Genomic DNA, 21552 nt, shown 5'->3' on the forward strand with positions numbered 1-21552 from the left:
GAACGGATACTCGGACGGGGAGGCCGTCGGACGTGGGGTGTCGGACGGCGGAGCGGTGGGCGGCGGAGCGGTGGGCGGCGGAGCGGCGATATCCGGACGCTCACTTCTCGACGTCCAGCAACGCGACGCGTTCGTGAACGATGTCGGCGAGGTCGCCGTCGGTCGCGTCGAGTTCGCGGTCGGTGACCCCGTAGTAGTCGCGGACCGCCCCGGCGTCGAACTCGCCGAGCGTCGGCTCCGGTCCCGACACGAGCAGGCCCTCGACCGACTCGACGGCAGCCTCGAGGTCCGCGACGGGACACTCCGAACCGGGCACGCCCCCGAAATCGGCGACGACGAGGACGGCGCGCCGTTCGCCCGACGAGACGCCGAGGTCGAGCGCGCGATCGATCTGGCGGCGACCCGCGGCGTACACCAGGATCTCGACCGCAGGGTCGCGCGCGACCGCCTCGCCCCGGGCGATGGAGCGGGCGGCGAGCCGCGTCGCGCGTCGGAGGTGCGCCCCGTCGACGACGCGGTCGGCGTCGAACGCCTGAACCACCGCGCCGGTCTCCTCGCGGATCGACTCGAGGGACGCCAGGAACGCGTCGAGGTCGTCGACGACGAGGCGCCCCTCGACGAGACGCGTCTCGGGAGTCGGCCCGCTCACCGGAAATCACCGAGGTTGGCCTGTCCCTCGTCGTCGCCGTCGGCGCTCCCGGCGGTCGCCGCCGCGGAGGCGGACCGGTCCGCGTCTATCCCGTCCATCGAGGGGTCCTCGCGGCCGGCGTATTCGAGGATCCGCTCCGCGGTCCGCTCGCGGCCGCGGAGCGCGCCGAGCACGACCGCCTTGTCGGCCTCCCGGAGGTCGGCACGCGTCTCGACGCCCGCCTCGTACAGCCGCCGCGCGCGCTTCCGCCCGACGTTCCGCACGCCGGCGAGGTCGAGCAACTGCTCGCGGACGCCGTACTCGACGCGCTTCCTGGCCCGTCGGACCGCGAGGACCGCGTCGCCGTCGACCCCGTCGACGTCGGCTGTGAGCGTCTCGGCCGCGCGCAACAGCCACTCGGCGGTCTCGACCTTCCCGCGGATGTCGCCCGGGCCGACGCCGTAGCGCTCCGCGATCCGGTCCTCGTCGACCTCGTCGGCCCAGTCCTCGAGCAGGCGGGCGGTCTTGAGCGCCGCGAGCCAGTCCTCGAAGCGGACGTCCTCGTACTCCGAGGGGACGGTACCGAGGAACTCCGCCTCGCGTTCGTAACAGACCTCGGTGTACCGCTCGCGGTCGCCGGACTTCAGGTATAGCTCGTACATGTCGGGCGTCCGGCTCACCAGGTGATAGAGGCCGAGCGGGGTGATCTCCGGGGCGACGTCGTCGGTGGCGGCGTCCCCGTCAACGCGACTGTACGTCCCGAACCCGGGCTCGTCGCTCCCGTCGTCCTCGTCGTCGGGGACCGTGCGCTCGTAGGCTCCGGCGGTCGTCCCGGCGCCGTCCTCCTCGGTCGCACACGCGTCCCGGAGGCCGTCGATCATCTCCGCCGCGCTCATCGGGTCGAGGTAGAGCCGCGAGACCGTGTGGCCGATCCCCGTCGCCGAGAGCGACTCGGTTCCGCCCTCGCGGTCGCGATCGAGGAACCCGTTGACCGAGAGGTACTCGAGGACGCGGTCCGTGACCGCGGCGAGCCGACCCGCGTCGTCGGTCTGGGTGGCGTACAGCGTGTTGTCGAGGAACTCGAGGAGGCCGCCGCGGGTCGAGGCGAAGCCGGAGGCGACCGTCGCGAGCACGTGCGTCCGGAGCGCGGGCTCGGCGGCGAGCTTCGAGCGGACGGGCTCGGCGTCGGCCCAGACGTACCGGTCGAACAGCTCCTCTTTGGTGTCGGCGTCGGACGCGAGCAGCACCGCCTCGCCGTACGGGTCGAGCCCGGGGCGGCCGGCGCGGCCGCACATCTGGTGGACCTCGAGGACGTCGAGCGGTTTCATCCCGCCGAACTCGCCGTCGTAGCGCCGCCAGTCGCGGACGATCACCCGGCGGGCGGGGGTGTTGACCCCGGCCGCGAGCGTCGGCGTCGCGGAGACGCACTTGATCAGCCGGTCGCGGAACGCGTCCTCGATCAGGCTCCGGTGTTCGGCCGCGAGCCCGGCGTGGTGGAAGGCGGACCCCCGCTCGACCGCGTCCGCGAGGTCCTCGGAGGTGTCGGTGTCGGAGACGCCGCGGACCTCCTCCGCCAACTCCCGGAGCCGATCGCGCTCCGCAGTCGTGAGCCGGGGGCCGGTCACGTCCGCGAGCTTCCTCGCCGACGACTCGGCGTTCCGGCGGGAGTTGACGAACACGAGCGAGGAGCCGCCCTGGCCGTCCTCCTCCGTGTCGAGCGCGTCGGCGACGAGGCGGGCGGTCTGCTCTTCGCCGCGGTCGACGGGCACCTCACGCTTGCTCCCGTCGTCGAAGTCGACCGCGTTGCCGAAGTGGACGCCGACCCGGAGGTCGATCGGCCGCCAGTCCGACTCGACGAGTTCGGCGTCGAGCCAGTCGGCGATGACGTCGGCGTTGCCGACGGTCGCCGACAGCGCCACGGTCTGGAGGCCGGGGTTCACCTTTCGCAACTTCGCGAGGGTGACCTCCAGGGTCGGGCCGCGGTTCGCGTCGTCGACGAGGTGGACCTCGTCGCTCACGACGCAGGTGAGGTCGTCTATCCACGGCGCGCCGTTGCGGATCAGCGAGTCGACCTTCTCGCTCGTGGCGACGATGACGTCGCGGCTCGCGAGCCAGTCGCCGTCGGAGTCGTAGTTGCCCGTCGAGACGCCGACCGTGATCCCGTGGTCCTCCCAGCGTTCGAACTCCGCCTTCTTCTCGCTGGCGAGCGCGCGAAGCGGGACGATGTACAGCGCCTTCCCGCCGCGTTCGATCGCCGACAGCATGGCGAGTTCGGCGATCAGCGTCTTGCCCGAGGCGGTGGGGACGGCCGCGACGAGGCTCTCGCCGTCGAGGACGCCCGCCTCGACGGCGGCCTCCTGGGGCGGATACAGGTCGGCGACGCCCTCGGCTTCGAGGGCCTCGCCGACGCCCGCGGGGAGCCCGGAGAGGGCGGTCGGTTGCATTGGCGTCCCTTGGTCGCCGACCCGATTTAAACCGTCGGAAGGGGACGGCCGACGACAACCCCTCGTGGCCGACGACAACCCCCCGGCCGACGACAACCCCCCGGCCGACGACAACCTCCCTACATTCGTCCCGGCGCGCGCCCGCGAGCACTCAGGCGAGTGCGAGCGGAACGCGCGAGGGAGCAGCGGCCGCGCCGCCACGCGGTCCGGCGGCGCGGCCGCTGCGAGGCTGGGGAGGGGTGAGGCGCGGGGCGGGGCGGACGCGGAGTCACCGCGCCCGTGACTCCCGCGGTGTTCGGTTCGGGAGGGTGACTCCCGCGGTGTTCGGTTCGAGAGATCGCTTTCACGGGATCCGGTCCGAGCCGAGCCGGAGAGCCCCGTTTCCGTACCGTCGCCCCCTCACACCGTGTCGTCGAGGTCGTGTTCGACGGCCATCCGCGACGCCTCGACAGCGAACCGCTCGACGTCCTCGGCCGACGCCTCGCCGAGCGCGTCCTCGTCGACGTCGCGGCCGGCGGTCACCCCGTCGCCGGTGACCAGCCGCTGTTCGGCCAGCTCCTTCGTGTGGACGCGCTCGCCGTCCTCGGTCGCGTACGTCAGCCGGACGAGCCCCTTCGAGTCGAACTGTCGGTCGACGAGCCAGACTACGGTCATCGCCGGATCCTCGTCTGCCCCGTGCTTAAACCGGCTGGTCGACCACGGCCACCGTCCCGGTTCGACACCGCCACCGCCCCGGTTCGACCCCGCCACCGCTTTGTACCCGCTTCGCCTATCCGTCGTATGCGCGTCGAATTCGACCGGGACACCTGTATCGGGATGTACCAGTGTGTCGCCGAGTGGGACGGCTTCGAGAAGGACCTGAACGACGGGAAGGCGGACCTCGTCGGCAGTGAGGAGCGGGACGAGGACGTGTTCGTCGTCGACGTCCCCGACGGCGAGGAGCTGGACGCGAAGTTCGCGGCGCGAGTCTGCCCCGTCGACGCCATCGAAGTCTACGACGACGACGGCGAACGGGTGGTGTAGCCACAGCGACTCCTCAGAGGTCGAGTTCCTCCGCGGACTCCACGTCGAACCGGAGCACCTCCGGTTCGCCGGCGAGCAGGTCCGGCAACGCCGTCTCGAACGCCCGGAAGTGGTCGGTCTCCGTGTGGGCTTCGAACGCGGCCGCGTCCTCGTACTGCTCGAAGAAGCGGAGCGTCGTCCCGTCCTCGACGTCGGTCGCTGCCCGGTACGCTATCGTTCCCTCCTCCCGGTTCGACTCCTCGACGAGGGTCTTCGCATGGTCGAGCGCCTCGTCGAGCCGGTCCGCCTCGATCGGGAAGACCGCGTGGAGCACGATCATGACGGATCGACGTGTCCAGGCACGGCTCCGAAAACGTTCCGGTCGCCGTAGGTCGTTCCTCCCGCGCGCCTCCCTCTGTCACTCCTCCGCGCGCGCCTCCCTCTGTCACTCCTCCGCGCGCGCCTCCCTCTGTCACTCCTCCGCGCGCGCCTCCTCGACGATCCGCGTGAACTCGCGGGCGGTCTCGGTGATGGCCTCGTAGTCGCCGCGCTCGGCCGCGTCGTAGTCGACGAGCGCGCCGCCCGCGCCGACGGCGAACGCGCCGGCGTCGACGAAGTCGGCGGCGTTGTCGGGGCCGACGCCGCCCGTCGGCATCATCGGGATCTGGCCGAGCGGGCCCTTCATCGCCCCGACGTGGGCCGGGCCGAGCGTCTTCGCGGGGAACACCTTCACGAAGTCCGCGCCGGCCTCGTAGCCGCGGACCGCCTCCGTCGGCGTCATCACGCCCGGCGCGCTCACGGCGCCGTACCGGTTGCACGTCTCGATGACGTCCTCGTGGAGGCTCGGCGAGACGACGAACTCCGCGCCGGCCATCAGGACGGTCCGCGCGGTCTCGGCGTCGAGGACGGTGCCCGCCCCCACGACGACCTCGTCGTCCGCGAACGACCCGGCGAGCTCCCCGACGAGGTCGCCGACGTTCGGCGTGTCGGCGGTGACCTCGACGGCGGTGACGCCGCCCGCCTCGAGCGCCTCGGCGATCCCGATGAGCTGGTCGGCCGGGACTCCGCGCAGGACCGCGACGACGCCGCTTTCGACGATCCGCGAGAACGTCTCGTTCATGTGTCCCCGTTCCCGAGCGTTCACTTAAATCCGCCCGGCGTGGGCGACGCTGGCGGCGCGGCGGACGGGGACCGAGATCGTGCGAGCGATGAGCACGAAATCGGCGGCGATCGGGTGTGTTCGCGCCGAAACGGCCGCAGCGAAACACTACCCTTTTGACCCTGCTGTCGGTAACACGCGGTATAATGGGCCGACGCAAGAAGATCGTTCAAGAGTGCGAGCGGCTGATGGACGAGCCGGAGAACATCCGGAACATCGCCATCGCCGCCCACGTCGACCACGGGAAGACGACGCTGTCCGACAACCTGCTCGCGGGTGCGGGCATGATCTCCCAGGACACCGCGGGCGAGCAGCTGGCGATGGACACGAAGGAGGACGAACAGGAGCGCGGGATCACCATCGACGCGGCGAACGTCTCGATGACCCACGAGTACGAGGACACCAACCACCTCATCAACCTCATCGACACGCCGGGCCACGTCGACTTCGGGGGCGACGTCACCCGCGCGATGCGCGCGGTCGACGGCGCGCTCGTGGTCGTCGACGCCGTCGAGGGCGCGATGCCCCAGACGGAGACGGTGCTCCGACAGGCGCTGCGCGAGGGCGTGAAGCCGACGCTCTTCATCAACAAGGTCGACCGCCTCATCTCGGAGCTCCAGGAGGGCCCCCAGGAGATGCAAGAGCGGCTCCTCGCCGTCATCGCCGACGTCAACGAACTCATCCGCGGGATGGCCGAGAACATGGACGACATCCCGACCGACTGGACCGTCTCCGTCGAGGAGGGCACGGTCGGGTTCGGCTCCGCGCTGTACAAGTGGGGCGTCTCGATGCCGTCGATGCAGCGGACCGGCATGGACTTCGGCGACATAATGGAGCTCGAACAGGCGGACAAACGGGACGAGCTCCACGAGCGGACCCCGCTGTCGAACGTCGTGCTCGACATGGTCTGTGAGCACTTCCCGAACCCGGTCGACGCCCAGCCCCGCCGTGTCCCGCGCATCTGGCGTGGTGACGCGGAGAGCGAGCTGGCCGACACGATGCGGATGGTCGACGAGGACGGCGAGGTCGTCTTCATGGTCACCGACATCTCGATGGACCCGCACGCGGGCGAGATCGCGACGGGCCGCGTCTTCTCCGGCACGCTCGAGAAGGGCCAGGAGCTGTACGTCTCCGGCACCGCGGGCAAGAACCGCATCCAGAGCGTCGGGCTGTTCATGGGCTCCGAACGCGAGGAGGTGGAACACGTCCCGGCCGGGAACATCGCGTCTGTCACCGGTCTGCGCGACGCCATCGCCGGCTCCACCGTCTCCTCCGTGGAGATGACGCCGTTCGAGTCGATCGAACACATCTCCGAGCCGGTCATCACGAAGTCCGTCGAGGCCCAGAACATGGACGACCTGCCGAAGCTCATCGAGACGCTCCAGCAGGTCGCCAAGGAGGACCCGACGATCCAGATCGAGATCAACGAGGACACCGGCGAGCACCTCATCAGCGGACAGGGCGAGCTCCACCTCGAAGTGATCACCCAGCGGATCCGCGACAACCAGGGCATCCCGGTCATCACCGGCGAGCCCATCGTCGTCTACCGCGAACAGCCCCAGGAGGCGTCCCGCGAGGTCGAGGGCGTCTCGCCGAACCGCCACAACAAGTTCTACCTCACGGTCGAGCCGATGGCCCAGGAGATCGTCGACGCCATCCAGCTCGGCGAGGTCTCGATGGACATGCCCGAACTGGAGCGCCGCGAGGCGCTGCAGGAGGCCGGCATGGACAAGGACACCTCCCAGAACGTCGAGGACATCCACCGGACGAACATCCTCATCGACGACACGAAGGGTATCCAGCACCTCAACGAGACGATGGAGCTCGTCTTGGAGGGGATCCAGGAGGCGCTCGACGACGGCCCGCTGGCCGCCGAGCCGGTCCAGGGGTCGCTGTTCCGGCTCCACGACGCGAAGCTCCACGAGGACACCATCCACCGGGGTCCCGCACAGGTCATCCCCGCCGTCCGCGACGCGGTCCACCGCGCGCTGATCGACGGCGAGGTGCGCCTGCTGGAGCCGATCCAGGACGTCCGGATCGACGTGCCGAGCGAGCACATGGGTGCCGCCTCCGGCGAGATCCAGGGCCGCCGCGGCCGCGTCGACGACATGTACCAGGAGGGTGACCTCATGGTCGTCGAGGGCATCGCGCCCGTCGAGGAGATGATCGGCTTCTCCTCCGACATCCGGTCGGCCACCGAGGGCCGCGCCTCCTGGAATACGGAGAACGCGGGCTTCCGCGTGCTCGTGGACAACCTCCAGCGCGAGAAGATCATGGAGATCCGCGAGCGCAAGGGCATGAAGCTCGAACTCCCGCCCTCGATCGACTACATCTAGGTCGACTGCTCGCGGTTCGTGACCGGCAGTCCCCGCGTTTCGTCCTCGTTCTTCCCTCCCGGTTTCCTCCCCATTTCGTCGCGTGGTCCCGTATCTCGTAGTCGCGCGCCTCGTGGTCCCGTATCTCGTAGTCGCGCGCCTCGTGGTCCCGTGTGACGTGTTCGCGTCCGTCTCGGAGGCAACGACTGCCATCGCCGAAGGCTTATACCGATCCCCCCGACTCCTTTCGAGTATGCAGACGGGCACGACTCCCGCTCGGCGCATCGGCACGGAGCCAGAAAGCGGCCGCTCCGCGCCGACAGGGACGTGCCGGCCGGACGCCCCGACCTCCGTGGGGGTGATCGCGTGAGCGACAGCCGGGACGGCGCGCCCGAGGAGGCGGTCACCGGGGACGCGACGGACGAGGGACCCACCGACCCGGCAGCCGACGGCGGCCACGACCCGACGCCCTCGACGCACACGGTTCGCCTCGAACTCGTCGACGAGCCGGGACAGCTACTGGCAGCGCTCCAGCCCATCGCGAACAACGGCGGGAACCTGCTGTCCATCTACCACGAGCGCGGGAACAAGACCCCGCGCGGGCGGATCCCGGTCGAGGTCGACTTCGAGGCGACGACCGAGCGCTTCGAGGGGATAGTCGAGGCGCTCCGCGCGGAGGGGATCACGGTGATGCAGGCGGGCACGGAGCGGTACGCCGAGGAGATCACGCTCGTCCTGTTCGGGCACCTCATCGACACCGACCTCTCCGATACGCTCTCGCGGATCGAGGCGTCCGCGTCCACGTCGGTCGCGGACGTGTCGCTCGCGGCCCCACAGGGGACCGAGGAGGTCTCGAGCGCCCGCCTCCGGCTGGAGGCACGGTCGGGCGAGACGGGCGAGGCGGTCGCGGCGGTCCGCGAGATCGCGGAGGAGAAGGACCTCCGCGTCGTCGCGCCGCTCGCGGGGGTGGAGCCGTGAGGCTCGCCGTGATCGGCGCGGGCGCGGTCGGCCGCTCCGTCGTCAAGCTGGCCGGCGAACACGGCCACGAGGTCGTCGCCGTCGCGGACTCCTCGAGCGCGGTCGTCGCGGACGGGACCGACGGTTCGGGCGGGGCGGTCGGCGTCGACGCGGACGCGGTGGTCGCCCGCAAGGCCGAACGCGGGATCGTCGGCGACGACGACCCGGCGGACGCGCTCACAGCCGACTACGACGTCCTCGTCGAGGCGACGCCGACGACGCTCGGCGACGCCGAACCCGGCTTCTCGCACGTCCGGACCGCCCTGGAGCGGGACCGTCACGTCGTGTTGGCGAACAAGGGCCCGGTCGCGGAGCGGTACGGCGACCTCCGGGCGCTCGCGGCCGACAGCGCCGGCGACGTGCGCTTCGAGGCGACGGTCGGCGGCGCGATCCCGGCGGTCTCGACGGTCGAGGACATCGAGCCGAGCCACGTCACCGCGGTGCGTGGCGTGCTCAACGGGACCGCGAACTTCATCCTCACGCGCATGGCCGCGGAGGGGCTCGATTACGACCACGTGCTCTCGGAGGCACAGGACCTCGGCGTCGCGGAGGCGGACCCCTCCTTCGACGTCGACGGGACCGACGCCGCGCTCAAGTGCGTCATCCTCGCGAACGTGCTCTCGTTCGGCGCTGTGGACGACCCGGCCGACGCCCGCGAGTTCTCCCTCGCGGACGCGTCGGTGGAGGGGATCCGCGACGTTCCCGGCTCCGTGCTCCGGCTCGCCGCCGAGGACGGCCGGACCGTCCGGCTGATCGGCGAGGCGACGGGCGAGACGGTACAGGTTGCCCCGCGGCTCGTCCCCGAGAACGGGACGCTCGCGGTCTCGGGCACCCAGAACATCGTTCAACTCGAGACCACGCACGCGGGTCGGCTCAACATCTCCGGCCACGGCGCCGGCGGTCCGGAGACCGCGAGCGCGGTCCTCGGCGACGTCGGCCGGCTCGAGTGAACTCCGGGGCGCGTCGCGAGACGCGCGTTTTCGCGCGAACCGTTCCACGCTGACCCGCCGATCCACCCGTCCGTGTGTCGTGATCCCGTGACCCTCGATGACGGGAATCACCGGACGGCGGCGCTCTCGCCTGTGAGTCGTATCGAAACCGTTTTAGTGGAATCGACCGAAAACGTACTCACAGAGCGCCTTAGCGCGTGATTACCCCATGAGTGACAAACCGCACCAGAATCTGGCCATTATCGGCCACGTCGACCACGGCAAGAGTACGCTCGTGGGTCGACTCCTCTTCGAGACGGGGAGCGTCCCCGAGCACGTAATCGAGCAGCACCGAGAGGAAGCAGAAGAGAAGGGCAAAGGCGGCTTCGAGTTCGCCTACGTGATGGACAACCTCGCCGAGGAGCGCGAGCGTGGCGTCACGATCGACATCGCCCACCAGGAGTTCGACACGGACAAGTACTACTTCACCATCGTCGACTGCCCGGGCCACCGTGACTTCGTGAAGAACATGATCACGGGCGCCTCGCAGGCCGACAACGCGGTGCTCGTCGTCGCGGCCGACGACGGCGTCGCACCCCAGACCCGAGAGCACGTCTTCCTGGCCCGCACGCTGGGCATCAACGAGCTCATCATCGGCGTCAACAAGATGGACCTGGTCGACTACCAGGAGTCCTCCTACGACGACGTCGTCGAGGAGGTCAAACAGCTCCTCAACCAGGTCCGCTTCGCGACCGACGACACGACGTTCGTGCCGATCTCGGCGTTCGAGGGCGACAACATCGCCGAGGAGTCCGAGAACACGCCCTGGTACGACGGCCCCACCCTGCTGGAGTCGCTCAACGAGCTGCCCGAGTCCGAGCCGCCGACGGACGCACCGCTCCGGCTCCCCATCCAGGACGTCTACACCATCTCCGGTATCGGGACCGTCCCCGTCGGACGCGTCGAGACCGGAATCTTAAACACGGGCGACAACGTCTCCTTCCAGCCGTCCGACGTGGGCGGCGAGGTGAAGACGGTCGAGATGCACCACGAGGAGGTCCCCAAGGCCGAGCCCGGCGACAACGTCGGGTTCAACGTCCGGGGTCTCGGCAAGGACGACATCCGTCGCGGCGACGTGTGTGGTCCCGCCGACGACCCGCCGAGCGTCGCCGAGACGTTCACGGCGCAGGTCGTCGTCATGCAGCACCCCAGCGTGATCACCGCCGGCTACACCCCGGTCTTCCACGCGCACACGGCGCAGGTCGCCTGTACGATCGAGTCCATCGATCAGAAGATCGACCCCTCCTCGGGCGAGGTCGCCGAGGAGAACCCGGACTTCATCAAGTCGGGCGACGCCGCGGTCGTCACCGTTCGCCCGCAGAAGCCGCTCAGCATCGAGCCGTCCGGCGAGATCCCGGAACTCGGTAGCTTCGCCATCCGCGACATGGGTCAGACCATCGCGGCCGGGAAAGTGCTCGAAGTCAACGAGCGATAATCGATGCAGCAGGCACGCGTCCGCCTCGCCGGTACCAGCCCCGAGGACCTCGACGCCATCTGCGACGACGTCCGCGAGATCGCGGACTCGACGGGGGTCGCCCTGTCGGGCCCGATCCCGCTGCCGACGAAGACGCTCGAGATCCCGTCACGGAAGTCCCCGGACGGTGAGGGGACGGCGACGTGGGAGCACTGGGAGATGCGCGTCCACAAGCGGCTCATCGACATCGACGCCGACGAACGCGCGCTCCGCCAGCTCATGCGCGTCCAGGTGCCCAACGACGTCAGCATCGAGATCGTTCTCGAGGACTAAGCGCTAAGGCGCGTTCGCGCCACGCTCTCGATTTTCCGTTTTCCGCCCGACAGCGTCGCCGCCGCCGATCGCGGCACGGCTGAAGGAATCACCTCGTCAGTAGCTGTACTCGCCCGGCGAAAAGTCCGCAGAACGCCCCGGTCGCGTGGGCGAAAAGCGCGACGCCGGGCGCGGCGGTCGCGAGCGTGAGGAGAACGGCGAGGCCACCGAACAGCGCGAGTTGTGCGCGCGAGGAGAGACGGAGGCGGTCGAAGAGCGTCGCGGTCGCGACGTTACCGGCGAGGAGGTAGCCGCCGAGCGCGAAGACGGCACCGCTGAGTCCCAACACGGCCGTGGGCGGCCCGAACAGGCCGCCGAGCGTCACCTGTGCGATCCCGGCGAGCGCGCCGGTTCCGACCACGAACGCGTGGAATCGAAAGCGGGTCGTCCGGCGCTCGACGAGAGGGCCGACGAGGAGCAACGCGAGCGCGTTCGCCAGCAGGTGGCCGATCGAACCGTGCGCGTACACGCTGGTGACGACGGTCCACGGCGCGGCGGAGAGCGGCGTCGACAGCGCGAACAGCCCGACGAGGCCGACGACGCCGAGAACGGTCTGTACGGCGCCGACGAGGAGGGCAACCGCGAGCGTCTCGACGGTGGCACGCATCGGACCGAGGTTGGCGTCGCGGGGTGAAAAGCGTGTGTCCGGGCCGGGGGCGCCTCCGCGAATCGCCAGCGTTAAATAATTTAGGTCGGCCTAAACAATTGTATGAACCCGCGTCTCACCGTCGCTCGACTCCGTGACCGTCTCCCTCGGGGGTGGCTCACGATCGCAGGAACCGTCCTCGTCCTCGCGATCGGCGGGGTGGTGTTGACGCGGACGCTCAACCTCGCCGCCGTCGTCGAAGCGGCCGCGACCGCGAACCCGACGCTCCTCGTCGCGGCGCTCGTCGCCTACCTCCTCTCGTGGCCGATCCGCGGCCGCCGGTACGGCGACGTGCTCGCGGCGATGGGGCGGCGCTGCCGGGTCGGATTCCTCACGGCGACGGTGTTCTCGAGCCAGACCGCGAACCTCGTGATTCCGGCGCGGGCCGGCGACGCGGTCCGCGCGTACCTGCTCAAGGAGCGTCGGGACGTGCCGTACCCGACGGGGGTCGCGTCGCTCGCGGTCGAGCGCGCGTTCGACCTCGTGGCGATCGGCACCCTCGGCGGCGTCGCGCTCGGCATCCTGCTCCTGACCGGTCGGTCGCCCAGGTCGGGCGAGTCGGTCGGCGCCATCGCGCCGTCGACCGCGCTCGCGGCCGCGGCCGGTATCGCCGCCGTCGCCGGAACCCTCTCGGTCGCGGCGGTCGCGGTCGCCCGTAGCGACCGGCGGTTCGGTCCCGCGCTCCGCGCCCGCGTCTCGCGGCCGCGCCTCTCGCGGGCCGTCGACGCGGTCGTCCGATTCGGCTCGTCCGTCCGGGTCGTCGGGGCGGACCCCCGACGCCTCGGTACGGTGTTCCTCTGGAGCGCAGTCGTTTGGGCGCTCGACGTCCTCACGGCCGTCCTCGTGCTCGCCGCGCTCACGGGTGGGATCGGGGGGATCGTCCCGACGCCGACGCTACTCGTCGTCGGGACGCTCGCGGTCAGCGTCGGCAACCTCGCGAAGGTGCTCCCGCTCTCGCAGGGCGGGATCGGCCTCTACGAGGCGGCGTTCACCGGTCTCGTCGTGGGTACGACGGGGCTGCCCGCCGAGACGGCGCTCGCGGCGGCGATCCTCGACCACGCGCTGAAGAACGCGGTCACGCTCGCGGGCGGCGGGGTGGCGGCGCTCGCGCTCGGTCTCGCGCCCACGGCGAGCACCGCGGCGGACGGCGAGCCGACCCCTTCGGTACAGGCCGACGGCGGCAGTATCACCGACGATTCGCGGTGAACGCCGACGACGGGGGTGCCGCGTCGGACGACGAATCGTCAATTTTTTAGGCCAGCCTAAAAAGTGTGGAGTATGGTAGAACACAGACCATCAGCCGCGAACGGGGACATCTGCGTGATCGTTCCCACGATCCGCGAGTACGAGTGTCTCCGCGAGTACGTCGCGAACGCCCGCGAGCACGGGTTCGACGTCTCTCAGCTCCACTTCGTATTGGTCACCGAGGACTTCTGTGAGGTCGAGGAGATGCGCGCGATGCTCGACGGTCTGGACGTCTCCGGCGAGGTCTTCGACGGGACGCGGCGCGAGGAGTGGTACGCGGACAACGGGGTCACGGAGTACGGACACGTCGTCCCCACTGCGAGCCACGCCGAGACGAGTTTCGGCCTGCTGTACATGTGGGCGAACCCCAGGTTCGAGTACGGGGTCTTCATCGACGACGACACGCTCCCGCACGACGACATGGACTACTTCGGCCGCCACATGGCAAACCTCGCGTTCGAGGGCGAGGTGACGCGCGTCCGGTCGGACGAGAACTGGGTGAACGTACTCTACGAGCGCGCCGACGAGCACGGGCTGTACCCCCGCGGGTACCCCTACTCGGCGATGGGCGAGACGGTCGAGACGGACACGGTCGCGGTCGATTCCGGCGAGGTCGTCGCCTCCCAGGGGCTGTGGACGAACGTCCCCGACCTCGACGCGGTCCGGATCCTGATGGACGGCGACCTGGAGGGACAGGCCCAGACCCGGACGACCGCCGACGACTTCGGCGAGGACTTCGTCGCCGCGCGCGGCAACTACCTCACCGTCTGCTCGATGAACCTCGCGTTCCGCCGCGAGGTGATCCCGGCGTTCTACCAGTTGCCGATGGACGACAACGAGTGGGACGTGGGCCGCTTCGACGACATCTGGTCGGGGCTGTTCTTGAAGCGCGCCTGCGACGTGCTGGGCAAGCGGATCTACAACGGCGATCCGCTGTGTGAACACAACAAGGCCCCGCGGTCGACGTTCGACGACCTCGCGAACGAGGTGGCGGGGCTGGAGCTGAACGAACACGTCTGGGAGGTCGTCGACGAGGCGGGCGACGACGCCGACTCGTACGCGGCCGTCTTCGCCGCGACCGCCGACGCGCTCGCGGAGGGCGACTTCTCCGAGTGGAACAACGGCGCGTTCCTCAACCACTGCGGCGAGTACATGCGCGACTGGCTCGACTGCCTCGACGCGATCCGGCGGACGCCGGCGGTCGCCGACGACTGAACCGACACGAATAAGACTGTTTAGGTTAGCCTAAAACATATGACTCGAAACCACGACCTTTCGGACGGGATCGACAGACGGCGACTCCTCGCTGCGACGGGCGCGGTCGGCGTGCTCGGGACGTCGGGGTGTCTCGGTCTCCTCGGGATCGGCGACGACGTCGAGGACGCGACGACCGGATCGACGGGCCAGATCGGCTCTGGCCGCGAGGGGCGCGGGCTCCCCGGTGGCACGCCGATGGGCGAGATGCCCGAACTGGAGGGCGAACTCACCGTCTACTCCGGCCGCGGGGAGTTCCTCGTCGGCGACCTCGTTTCCTACATCGACGACCTGTACGACGGCCTCGACCTGACCGTCCGGTACGGCGGCTCCACCGACCTCGTGAACCAGATCGCCAACGAGGGGGACGGCTCCCCGGCCGACGTGTTCTACTCGGTCAACTCGGGCGCGCTCGGCGCGCTCGCGAGCGAGGGGAGAACCCGGTCGCTCCCCTCGGAGATCCTCGATCTGGTCCGGTCCGAGTTCCGGACCGACCAGTGGGTCGGGACGTCCGGACGGGCCCGGAGCGTCCCGTACGACGGTAGCGAGTACGACGCGTCGGACGTTCCAAGCGACGTCATGGCCTTCCCCGAGGAGTTCGACGGCGACCTCGGCTGGGCGCCCTCCTACGGCTCCTGTCAGGCGTTCGTCACCTCCATGCGGCTCATCGAGGGCGAAGAGGCGACCCGCGACTGGCTCGAGGCCATCGTGGAGTCGGGGATCAACGCGTACAGCGACGAGCTCCGCGTCTGTCAGGAGGTCGGCGACGGCAACATCGACGCGGGGTTCACCAACCACTACTACATCCAGCGCGTCCTCGACGGGAACCCGGACGCGACGATCGAGACCGCGTTCACCGAGGGCGATGCGGGCGCGGTGTTCAACGTCGCCGGCGCCGCCGTCGTCGACACGACGAGCGACGCGACGCTCGCGGAGAACTTCGTCCGCCACCTGCTGTCCGCGGAGGCGCAGGACTACTTCGCCCGGACGACCTTCGAGTACCCGCTCATCCCCGACGTGGAGCCGATCGGCGACCTCCCGACGATCGACGAGCTCGACGTGCCGGACCTCGACCTGACGGAACTGTCGGACCTCGAGACGACGATCGACCTCATGCGCGACGCCGGCGTCGAGGTATAGACCTCACGCTCCCGCTCCCGTGTCGTCCCGTTCGAGCCCCTCCGGCCCGCGTTCGTTCGTCCGTCGCCTCGCGAGCCGCGGCCGGGCCCGGATCGCCCGGGCGGACCGTCTCACGCTCGCCGTCGTCCTCGTCGTCGTCGCGACCGGCGTCCTCACGTTCGTCATCGCGACGACGCTGTTCCGGTATCACTCCGTCAACCACGACGAGGGGGTGTACCTCACGCAGGCTGTGATGCTACTCTCCGGCCAGCTCGAGATCCACGCGGGCCCGCTGGCGGACGCGGTCCGTCCGTGGTTCTTCGTCGAGGACGGCGGCCGGCTCTACCCGAAGTACAACCCCGTCCCCGCCGCGATGTACGCGGTTTCTTTGGCGTTATTCGGCGAGCCCCGGGTGACGCTCGCGGCGGTCGCCGCCGGCAACGCCCTCCTCGTGTACCTGCTCGGGTCGACCGTTTTCGACCGGCGGGTCGGCCTCGCAGCCGCCGTCTGCTTCGTCGCCTCGCCGCTGGCGATCGTCACCTCCTCGGTGTTCCTCCCGTACGCGCCGACGACGTTCCTGAACCTGCTTTTCGCGGTCGCATACCTCCGGGGCGTTCGCTCCCGGTCGCTCCCGCTCGCCGGCGTCGCCGGCGTCGCGATCGGGCTCGCCTTCTTCGCCCGCCCGTACACGGCGGTGCTGTTCGCTACGCCCTTCATCCTCCACGCGCTGGTCCGGGTCGCCGTCGCGGTCCGGCAGGTCGTCGCGACCCGGGACGGGGGGATTCCGCCGCTGCCCGGTCCGGTCCGTCGTCACGGGCTCACGGCGCTCTTCGGCACGCTCTTCGTCGGCGTCACCCTCGCGTACAACCTCCGGATGACCGGCTCCCCGCTGACCTTCCCCTACGAGGCGTTCGCGCCGATGGACGGCCCCGGCTTCGGCGAGCGCCGGATCCTCGGGCACAGCGAGGAGTACACGCCGTCGCTGGCGCTCCGCTCGAACGGCTACGGGCTGTGGTACCTCGCCACACGCTGGGTCGTCGCCGGGCCGCTCGGGACGGCGCTCGCGCTCGCGGGCAGTGGGCTGACTGCGCGGCGCTGGCTGTCGGGACGGCGCGTGTTCGGCGGCGACGAGGGGCGCGACGGCGAAGGACGCGGCGGGCACGGCGACGGCGACACGCCCGCGGACCGTCGCTTCGAGCGCACCGCCGGGCTCCTCCTCGGCGGGGTCGTCGTCTCCGTCGTCGTCGGGAACCTGTTCTTCTGGGGAACGAACAACCTCCTCGCGACGTTCTCGGACCCGACCAATGGGCTGATCGCCGGCTTCGGGCCGTTCTACCACTTCGACCTCCTCGTGCCGCTGTCGGTGTTCGGCGGCGTCGCGGTCGTCGCCGCCGTTCGGATGCTCGCCCGGGTCCGCGTTCGGCTCGCGTCCCGCGCCACGCCCGGGACCGCGCGCGCGGTCGTCGTCGCGGTCGCGGTGCTCGCGCTCCTCGGCGGCGCGTTCGCCGCGGCGGGCGCGGCGGAGGCGCCGCTCGATCGGCACGCAGACCAGGCCGACAAGTACGAGACGGCCTACGAGCCGATCGAGTCGGCCACGTTCGACGACGACCTCGTGTTCGTCCCCACGCCGTACGGCGAGTGGCTCAACCACCCGTTCCAACCGCTCCGGAACGCCCCCGGACTGGACGGCGAGGTCGTGTACGCGCTCGACCGCGATCCGGAGGAGGACTTCGCGGTGATCGACGCGTACCCCGACCGCGAGCTTCGTCGGTACGCGTATCGGGGGGAGTGGACGCCGGACCCGAACCGGCACGTTGCCCCTAAGCTCGAACCGCTCGACGTCCGCGAGGGCGCCCGGATCGACGCGGAGACGACCGTCGGCGTCCCCGACCGGGTCCGGCGTGCTGTCGTTCGACTGGAGACCGTCCGCGGCGACGGGGAGGCCGAGTACGAGGTGCGCGATCCCGAGGGCTCGCTTACCGCCGACTGGTCGCTGACGCCCGAGGGCGTACGGCTGGCGGGCGCCCCCGACGCGACCGCCCCCGTCGATCCGGCGGGTGACGAGGTGATCGTGACGGTGACGCTCGTCGATCCCGCGGGGTCGACGTTCACCTACCGGACGGAGACGACGGTTCGGGCGACGGACGGGCGTGTCGAGGCCGTCTGGCCGCCCGAGCGCTTCGTCTGTCCGCTCGTCGCCGAGTGCGGGACCGAGGGGACGTACCTCCCCGACGACCCCGACGCGCACCCGGAGTGGGTCGCCTTCGAGACGGACGCAGCGGGGAGCGACTCGTAGGCTGACTGCTTGGTTACCGCCGTTTTCGCGGTCCCGGCCGTCGACGACGCGTCTGCTCGGCGGGACACGGGTGACTCCCCCGAGAGCACCGACAAAGCTCCAGTCGCTCGGCTGTACGTCATTGCTACCGCGGTGGACACCGCCAAAGCCCCAGTCGCGAGGCGGGCGCACGTTCGCTGCGGTCCTCGGTCGCTCGCGCTGCTCGCTCCCTGCGGTCCTTACGTCACCTACGCCCGCCTCGCGACTGCCCCTTCGAGTCCCGTCCCGCACAGCACCGCCCCGCGCCTCACGCCTCCCCAGCCTCGCTGCGGCCGCCAGCGGCGGCCGCAGGCTCCCTCGCGCGGGCTCCTCGCGGCCACCGGAGGCGGCCGCTCGCAGGCACGCGCCGACCGCGTGTTGATTTATAAGTATTCGGCGCAGTCGCTCACGGGTGTGAAAACGTCGCCGGCGGCGGTCCACTGTGCCCACTGCGTCCCTCCGGACCGCCGCCGGACGACCGCGTCGAGGGCGAAGCGCCCCTAGAACCGCCGGAGCCGCTCCTCGAGACAGACGGTGACGATCGACTTCGCGATGGCCGCGCCGCCGCCGATCGGGTCGAGTTTCGTCTCGCCGAGGCGATCGGCGTAGGCGATCGGGCGCTCGCGCACGTCGTGGCCGCGCATCAGCGGCCGGATCAGGAGTTCGGCCGAGAGGCCGGTGTTCTCGGTCCAGCCGATGTCCTCGACCACCTCGCGGCGGTACGCGCGCATCCCGGTGGTGGTGTCGTGGACGCGCGCGCCCATGAGCAGGCTCGCGAGCGCCGCGAACGCGTGGTTGCCGAGGCGGTTGAACGCGGGCATCGCGTCCGCGCCGTGGTAGAGGCGGTCGCCGCTCACCACGTCCGCGCCGTCGTTTATCTCGGCGAGGAACTCCGGCAACGCCTCCATCGGGTAGGTGTCGTCGCAGTCGGTCGTGACGACGACCGGCCGGTCGGGGGCGAGGATCGCCTCCCGCACCGCGACGCCGTACCCCTGCGGCTCCTGTTCGATCACGGTCGCGCCGTGCTCACGGGCGATCTCCGGCGTCCGGTCCGACGACCCGTCGACGCAGACGACCTCCGCCGCCCCGTCGGTCACCCGGTCGACGTCCTCGAGCACCGTCCCGATCGCCTCCTCCTCGTTGTACGTGCCCATCACGACGCTCACGTCGTCGAAGGTGTACGGCTCCGTGGGGTCCGCCCCGGTCGTGGTCCCGTCGGCGTCGACACCGGCCGCGTCGACGTCCGCCGTCTCGCCGGCCCCGTCGTCGTCGACGGCCGCCGCGGACCCGTTCGTCGCGTGTACTGACTCGCTCATCGTTCCGTCAGAACGGCCGTACCTACTTGAACTTTTAGGTTCGCCTAAAACAGGGCTCAGAGCCACGCAGTGACGTCGTCGCCGACGCGCAGTGCGAGCGCGGCGATGGTGAGGGTCGGGTTCATCGCCCCGCCGGTGGGGAAGACGGAGCTGGACGCGATCCAGCAGTTGTCGAGGTCGTGAGTCCGGCAGTTCGGGTCGACCACGCCCCCCGCGGGATCGTCGCTCATCCGCGTCGTCCCCATGTGGTGGTAGGCGGGGCCGGTCGCGTCGGGGCCGGCGACCCACTCGACCTCCGCGCCGAGCTCCTCGAGGACCGCCACCTGGACCTCGTTCGCCCGCGCTATCGTGTCGAGCGCGCGGTCGCCGACGCTCCAGTGGATCTCGGGGACCGGGTTGCCGTGGTCGTCGGTCCGCTCGGGGTCGAGCGTCACGTAGCTGTCGGCGCGCGGGAGCTGTTCGACGAGCGCGCCCATCGCGACGTGGTTTCCGTATCCCGCCCGAAGGCGCTCGAGCAGGTCGTCCCCCCAGTCGTCGCCCGACAGCGCCATCTCGACCGGCGAGGGGCCGGCGTAGTTGAAGAACTCGAGTTTGAACGGGGCCTGCCCCTCGTCGGCGTCGTCGTAGAACCCGTCGCACCCGCTCGTGTAGAAGCCGACGTGGTTCTGGCGGGTCGGCTCGTCGAGGGTGCCGCCCGCGCCGGCGAAGAGGTGGTCCATGAAGAACTCGCCCACGTGGCCGCTGGTGTTCGCGAGCCCGTTCGGGTACGCCTCGGAGTCGGAAAGCAGGAGGAGCCGCGGGGTCTCCACCCCGCCGCAGGCGAGGACGAACGCGTCGGCCTCCTGTCGGCGCTCGGTCCCGTCCGGCGTCGCGTAGACCGCGGCGGTCACGCGGTCGGCGTCGTGTTCGAGCGACTGGACGGGCGCGCGGTCGATCACGGTCGCGCCCGCCGACTCGGCCCGCCCGATGTGGACCGTCGCGTCGTACTTCGCGCCGCTCGGACACACCGGCTGACAGGTACCGTAGCCGACGCAGGGCGAACGGTCGTCGTACGGCTCCGAGTTGCGCGCGTTCGGCACGGAGTGCATGTCGATCCCGAGCTCCTCGCAGGCCTCGGCGAAGAGCGAGTCGCTGTAGGAGGGCTCGAAGGCGGGCATCGGGTGCGGCTCCTCCCGCGGCGGCGCGTAGGGGTTGTCGGACGCGCCCGCGACGCCCAGCTCCCGCTCCGCCTCCGCGTAGTACGGCCGGAGGTCGTCGTAGTCGATCGGCCAGTCGGGGCCGACGCCCCGCGCAGTCCCGGAGTTGAAATCGTCCTCGTGCAGGCGCATCACCATCCCCTGCCAGTGGAGCGTCGACCCGCCGATCCCCTTCACCCGCGCGTGGTTCAGCGGGTAGAACCGCTCGCCGGAGTTGGCGTGGGCGTCGCGCTCCCCGCCGACGTCCCAGACGTCGGGGCGGTCGTACGCCGGGCGGATCGCCCGTTCCTGTCTGGCGAGCCGGTCGGCTGGGTCGAACCGCGGGCCCGCATCGAGGACCACCACCTCGCGGTCGACGGCCAGCCGGTCGGCGACGAGCGCGCCCGCCGGCCCCGCCCCGACCACGCAGACGTCCGCGTTCGGGACCGGGGTCCGGTCGACGTCGTCGTCGCCGGTCCCCGCGCTCTCCGCGCCGCTCACGGCGGCCCCCGCGTGTAGCTCTCCGCGCCGCCGGGGTGTCCCTGCGGGTTCTCGATGCCGACCAGCTCCCCGCCCGTCGGCGAGGCGTACAGCGCGAGAAGCAGGTCGTTCACGACGTAGTAGCGCACCCGTTCGGCGGTCGTTCCGTCGGGGTCCTCCTCGGCGGTGTCGGCGCCGACCTCGCGTAACAGCCGTTCGCGGTCGTCCGGGGAGAGCCCCTCGACCGGCGCGTCGTACCACGCCCGCGAGGCGTCGGCGAGTTCGTCGACCGCCTCGCGGAGCCCGCTCTCGTGGGCGGACCCGTCGAGCCGGCCGTCGAGAAAGCGGTCGACGAACCCGTCTATCCCGTCGACCTCCTCCGGGTAGACGACCTCCGCGACCGCGGCCATCGTCGCCCGGACCGTCCCGTCGTCCCCGTCGTGATCGGACGATCCGCCGGCCGACGCGTCGCCTGCCGCGCTTCCTGCCCCGTCTGCCCGATCCCGAGCGCGACGAACGCCGACGGCGACCCCCCCGGTCGCCCCTACGGCGGCCAGTGCCGCCACGGCGTCGCGTCTCGTCAGCTCCATACCCCGGTTTAGGCTTCCCTAAAAACTTATACCCGTCGGAGTCGGTCGGACGCTCGACGCCGCCGGGATCGGA

The 21552-nt window shown here is 70.6% G+C and carries 19 protein-coding genes; 10 read left to right on the plus strand and 9 right to left on the minus strand.

Features of this window, described 5'->3' with window-relative positions:
- Positions 1-100: 100 nt before the first annotated feature.
- The 3 genes from cgi121 to DQW50_RS09580 form a co-directional block, all read right to left on the minus strand.
- Positions 101-649 (minus strand): KEOPS complex subunit Cgi121, encoded by a 549-nt coding sequence (cgi121, locus tag DQW50_RS09565; protein WP_112079056.1) that lies wholly within the window; start codon positions 647-649, stop codon positions 101-103.
- On the minus strand, positions 646-3072 hold the full coding sequence (locus DQW50_RS09570) for an ATP-dependent DNA helicase (protein WP_112079057.1): 2427 nt from the start codon (positions 3070-3072) through the stop codon (positions 646-648). Before DQW50_RS09570 ends, cgi121 begins: the two co-directional genes overlap by 4 nt.
- Positions 3073-3471: 399 nt before the next feature.
- Positions 3472-3726 (minus strand): hypothetical protein, encoded by a 255-nt coding sequence (locus DQW50_RS09580; protein ID WP_112079059.1) that lies wholly within the window; start codon positions 3724-3726, stop codon positions 3472-3474.
- A gap of 126 nt (positions 3727-3852) precedes the next feature.
- On the opposite strand from DQW50_RS09580, the gene DQW50_RS09585 reads away from it, so the two are divergent.
- Entirely contained in the window at positions 3853-4095 is a 243-nt protein-coding gene (locus DQW50_RS09585) for a ferredoxin (RefSeq protein WP_112079060.1), read from the plus strand.
- A gap of 13 nt (positions 4096-4108) precedes the next feature.
- On the opposite strand, the gene DQW50_RS09590 is transcribed toward DQW50_RS09585, so the two are convergent.
- Both DQW50_RS09590 and DQW50_RS09595 read right to left on the minus strand, forming a co-directional pair.
- Positions 4109-4414 carry a putative quinol monooxygenase gene (locus DQW50_RS09590; protein WP_112079061.1) on the minus strand — a complete coding sequence of 102 codons (306 nt, stop codon included), beginning with the start codon at positions 4412-4414 and terminating at the stop codon, positions 4109-4111.
- Between the two features lie 132 nt (positions 4415-4546).
- Entirely contained in the window at positions 4547-5194 is a 648-nt protein-coding gene (locus DQW50_RS09595; RefSeq protein WP_112079062.1) for a bifunctional 4-hydroxy-2-oxoglutarate aldolase/2-dehydro-3-deoxy-phosphogluconate aldolase, read from the minus strand.
- Between the two features lie 185 nt (positions 5195-5379).
- Between DQW50_RS09595 and DQW50_RS09600 the strand changes: the two genes are divergently transcribed.
- The 5 genes from DQW50_RS09600 (at position 5380) to rpsJ (ending at position 11301) form a co-directional block, all read left to right on the plus strand.
- A complete protein-coding gene (locus DQW50_RS09600) occupies positions 5380-7569 on the plus strand; it encodes an elongation factor EF-2 (protein ID WP_112079063.1) in 2190 nt (729 codons plus the stop codon).
- Between the two features lie 345 nt (positions 7570-7914).
- Positions 7915-8526, plus strand: coding sequence for an amino acid-binding protein (locus tag DQW50_RS09610; RefSeq protein WP_112079065.1), 612 nt, complete (start codon positions 7915-7917; stop codon positions 8524-8526).
- The gene (locus DQW50_RS09615; protein WP_112079066.1) at positions 8523-9515 is read left to right on the plus strand and encodes a homoserine dehydrogenase; all 993 of its coding nucleotides are present in this window, start codon (positions 8523-8525) and stop codon (positions 9513-9515) included. The genes DQW50_RS09610 and DQW50_RS09615 overlap by 4 nt, the downstream gene beginning before the upstream one ends.
- Before the next feature lie 208 nt (positions 9516-9723).
- On the plus strand, positions 9724-10989 hold the full coding sequence (gene tuf, locus DQW50_RS09620) for a translation elongation factor EF-1 subunit alpha (protein WP_112079067.1): 1266 nt from the start codon (positions 9724-9726) through the stop codon (positions 10987-10989).
- A gap of 3 nt (positions 10990-10992) precedes the next feature.
- A complete protein-coding gene (gene rpsJ, locus DQW50_RS09625) occupies positions 10993-11301 on the plus strand; it encodes a 30S ribosomal protein S10 (RefSeq protein WP_023497061.1) in 309 nt (102 codons plus the stop codon).
- An 88-nt stretch (positions 11302-11389) separates the two neighbouring features.
- Here rpsJ and DQW50_RS09630 read toward each other — a convergent pair whose 3' ends face one another.
- The gene (locus tag DQW50_RS09630) at positions 11390-11947 is read right to left on the minus strand and encodes a rhomboid family intramembrane serine protease (protein WP_112079068.1); all 558 of its coding nucleotides are present in this window, start codon (positions 11945-11947) and stop codon (positions 11390-11392) included.
- Positions 11948-12049: 102 nt separating this feature from the next.
- Here DQW50_RS09630 and DQW50_RS09635 point away from each other — a divergent pair, with 102 nt between their 5' ends.
- From DQW50_RS09635 to DQW50_RS09650, 4 genes are all read left to right on the plus strand, one after another.
- Entirely contained in the window at positions 12050-13192 is a 1143-nt protein-coding gene (locus tag DQW50_RS09635; protein ID WP_112079069.1) for a lysylphosphatidylglycerol synthase transmembrane domain-containing protein, read from the plus strand.
- Between the two features lie 72 nt (positions 13193-13264).
- Entirely contained in the window at positions 13265-14446 is a 1182-nt protein-coding gene (locus DQW50_RS09640) for an alpha-1 4-glucan-protein synthase (RefSeq protein WP_112079070.1), read from the plus strand.
- 39 nt (positions 14447-14485) lie between these two features.
- A complete protein-coding gene (locus DQW50_RS09645) occupies positions 14486-15625 on the plus strand; it encodes an extracellular solute-binding protein (protein WP_112079071.1) in 1140 nt (379 codons plus the stop codon).
- A 19-nt stretch (positions 15626-15644) separates the two neighbouring features.
- Positions 15645-17900, plus strand: a complete 2256-nt coding sequence (locus DQW50_RS09650) for a glycosyltransferase family 39 protein (protein ID WP_112079072.1) — start codon at positions 15645-15647, stop codon at positions 17898-17900.
- Between the two features lie 518 nt (positions 17901-18418).
- Here DQW50_RS09650 and DQW50_RS09655 read toward each other — a convergent pair.
- The 3 genes from DQW50_RS09655 to DQW50_RS09665 form a co-directional block, all read right to left on the minus strand.
- Positions 18419-19072, minus strand: coding sequence for a dolichyl-phosphate hexose transferase (locus DQW50_RS09655; RefSeq protein WP_241964388.1), 654 nt, complete (start codon positions 19070-19072; stop codon positions 18419-18421).
- Between the two features lie 218 nt (positions 19073-19290).
- The gene (locus DQW50_RS09660; protein ID WP_112079074.1) at positions 19291-20910 is read right to left on the minus strand and encodes a GMC family oxidoreductase; all 1620 of its coding nucleotides are present in this window, start codon (positions 20908-20910) and stop codon (positions 19291-19293) included.
- Entirely contained in the window at positions 20907-21479 is a 573-nt protein-coding gene (locus tag DQW50_RS09665) for a gluconate 2-dehydrogenase subunit 3 family protein (RefSeq protein ID WP_112079075.1), read from the minus strand. The genes DQW50_RS09660 and DQW50_RS09665 overlap by 4 nt, the downstream gene beginning before the upstream one ends.
- Positions 21480-21552 lie beyond the last annotated feature (73 nt).

This window comes from Halorubrum sp. 48-1-W (assembly GCF_003287355.1).
Taxonomy (GTDB): Archaea; Halobacteriota; Halobacteria; order Halobacteriales; family Haloferacaceae; genus Halorubrum.

Excerpts from the sequence above, each read along its gene's own strand:
- DQW50_RS09655 (WP_241964388.1), bottom strand. The coding sequence starts at position 19,072 with ATGGGCACGTACAACGAGGAGGAGGCGATCGGGACGGTGCTCGAGGAC.
- DQW50_RS09640 (WP_112079070.1), top strand. The coding sequence starts at position 13,265 with ATGGTAGAACACAGACCATCAGCCGCGAACGGGGACATCTGCGTGATC.
- tuf (WP_112079067.1), top strand. The coding sequence starts at position 9,724 with ATGAGTGACAAACCGCACCAGAATCTGGCCATTATCGGCCACGTCGAC.
- DQW50_RS09630 (WP_112079068.1), bottom strand. The coding sequence starts at position 11,947 with ATGCGTGCCACCGTCGAGACGCTCGCGGTTGCCCTCCTCGTCGGCGCC.
- DQW50_RS09645 (WP_112079071.1), top strand. The coding sequence starts at position 14,486 with ATGACTCGAAACCACGACCTTTCGGACGGGATCGACAGACGGCGACTC.
- DQW50_RS09635 (WP_112079069.1), top strand. The coding sequence starts at position 12,050 with ATGAACCCGCGTCTCACCGTCGCTCGACTCCGTGACCGTCTCCCTCGG.
- DQW50_RS09570 (WP_112079057.1), bottom strand. The coding sequence starts at position 3,072 with ATGCAACCGACCGCCCTCTCCGGGCTCCCCGCGGGCGTCGGCGAGGCC.
- DQW50_RS09600 (WP_112079063.1), top strand. The coding sequence starts at position 5,380 with ATGGGCCGACGCAAGAAGATCGTTCAAGAGTGCGAGCGGCTGATGGAC.
- DQW50_RS09580 (WP_112079059.1), bottom strand. The coding sequence starts at position 3,726 with ATGACCGTAGTCTGGCTCGTCGACCGACAGTTCGACTCGAAGGGGCTC.
- DQW50_RS09590 (WP_112079061.1), bottom strand. The coding sequence starts at position 4,414 with ATGATCGTGCTCCACGCGGTCTTCCCGATCGAGGCGGACCGGCTCGAC.
- DQW50_RS09595 (WP_112079062.1), bottom strand. The coding sequence starts at position 5,194 with ATGAACGAGACGTTCTCGCGGATCGTCGAAAGCGGCGTCGTCGCGGTC.
- DQW50_RS09665 (WP_112079075.1), bottom strand. The coding sequence starts at position 21,479 with ATGGAGCTGACGAGACGCGACGCCGTGGCGGCACTGGCCGCCGTAGGG.
- rpsJ (WP_023497061.1), top strand. The coding sequence starts at position 10,993 with ATGCAGCAGGCACGCGTCCGCCTCGCCGGTACCAGCCCCGAGGACCTC.
- DQW50_RS09585 (WP_112079060.1), top strand. The coding sequence starts at position 3,853 with ATGCGCGTCGAATTCGACCGGGACACCTGTATCGGGATGTACCAGTGT.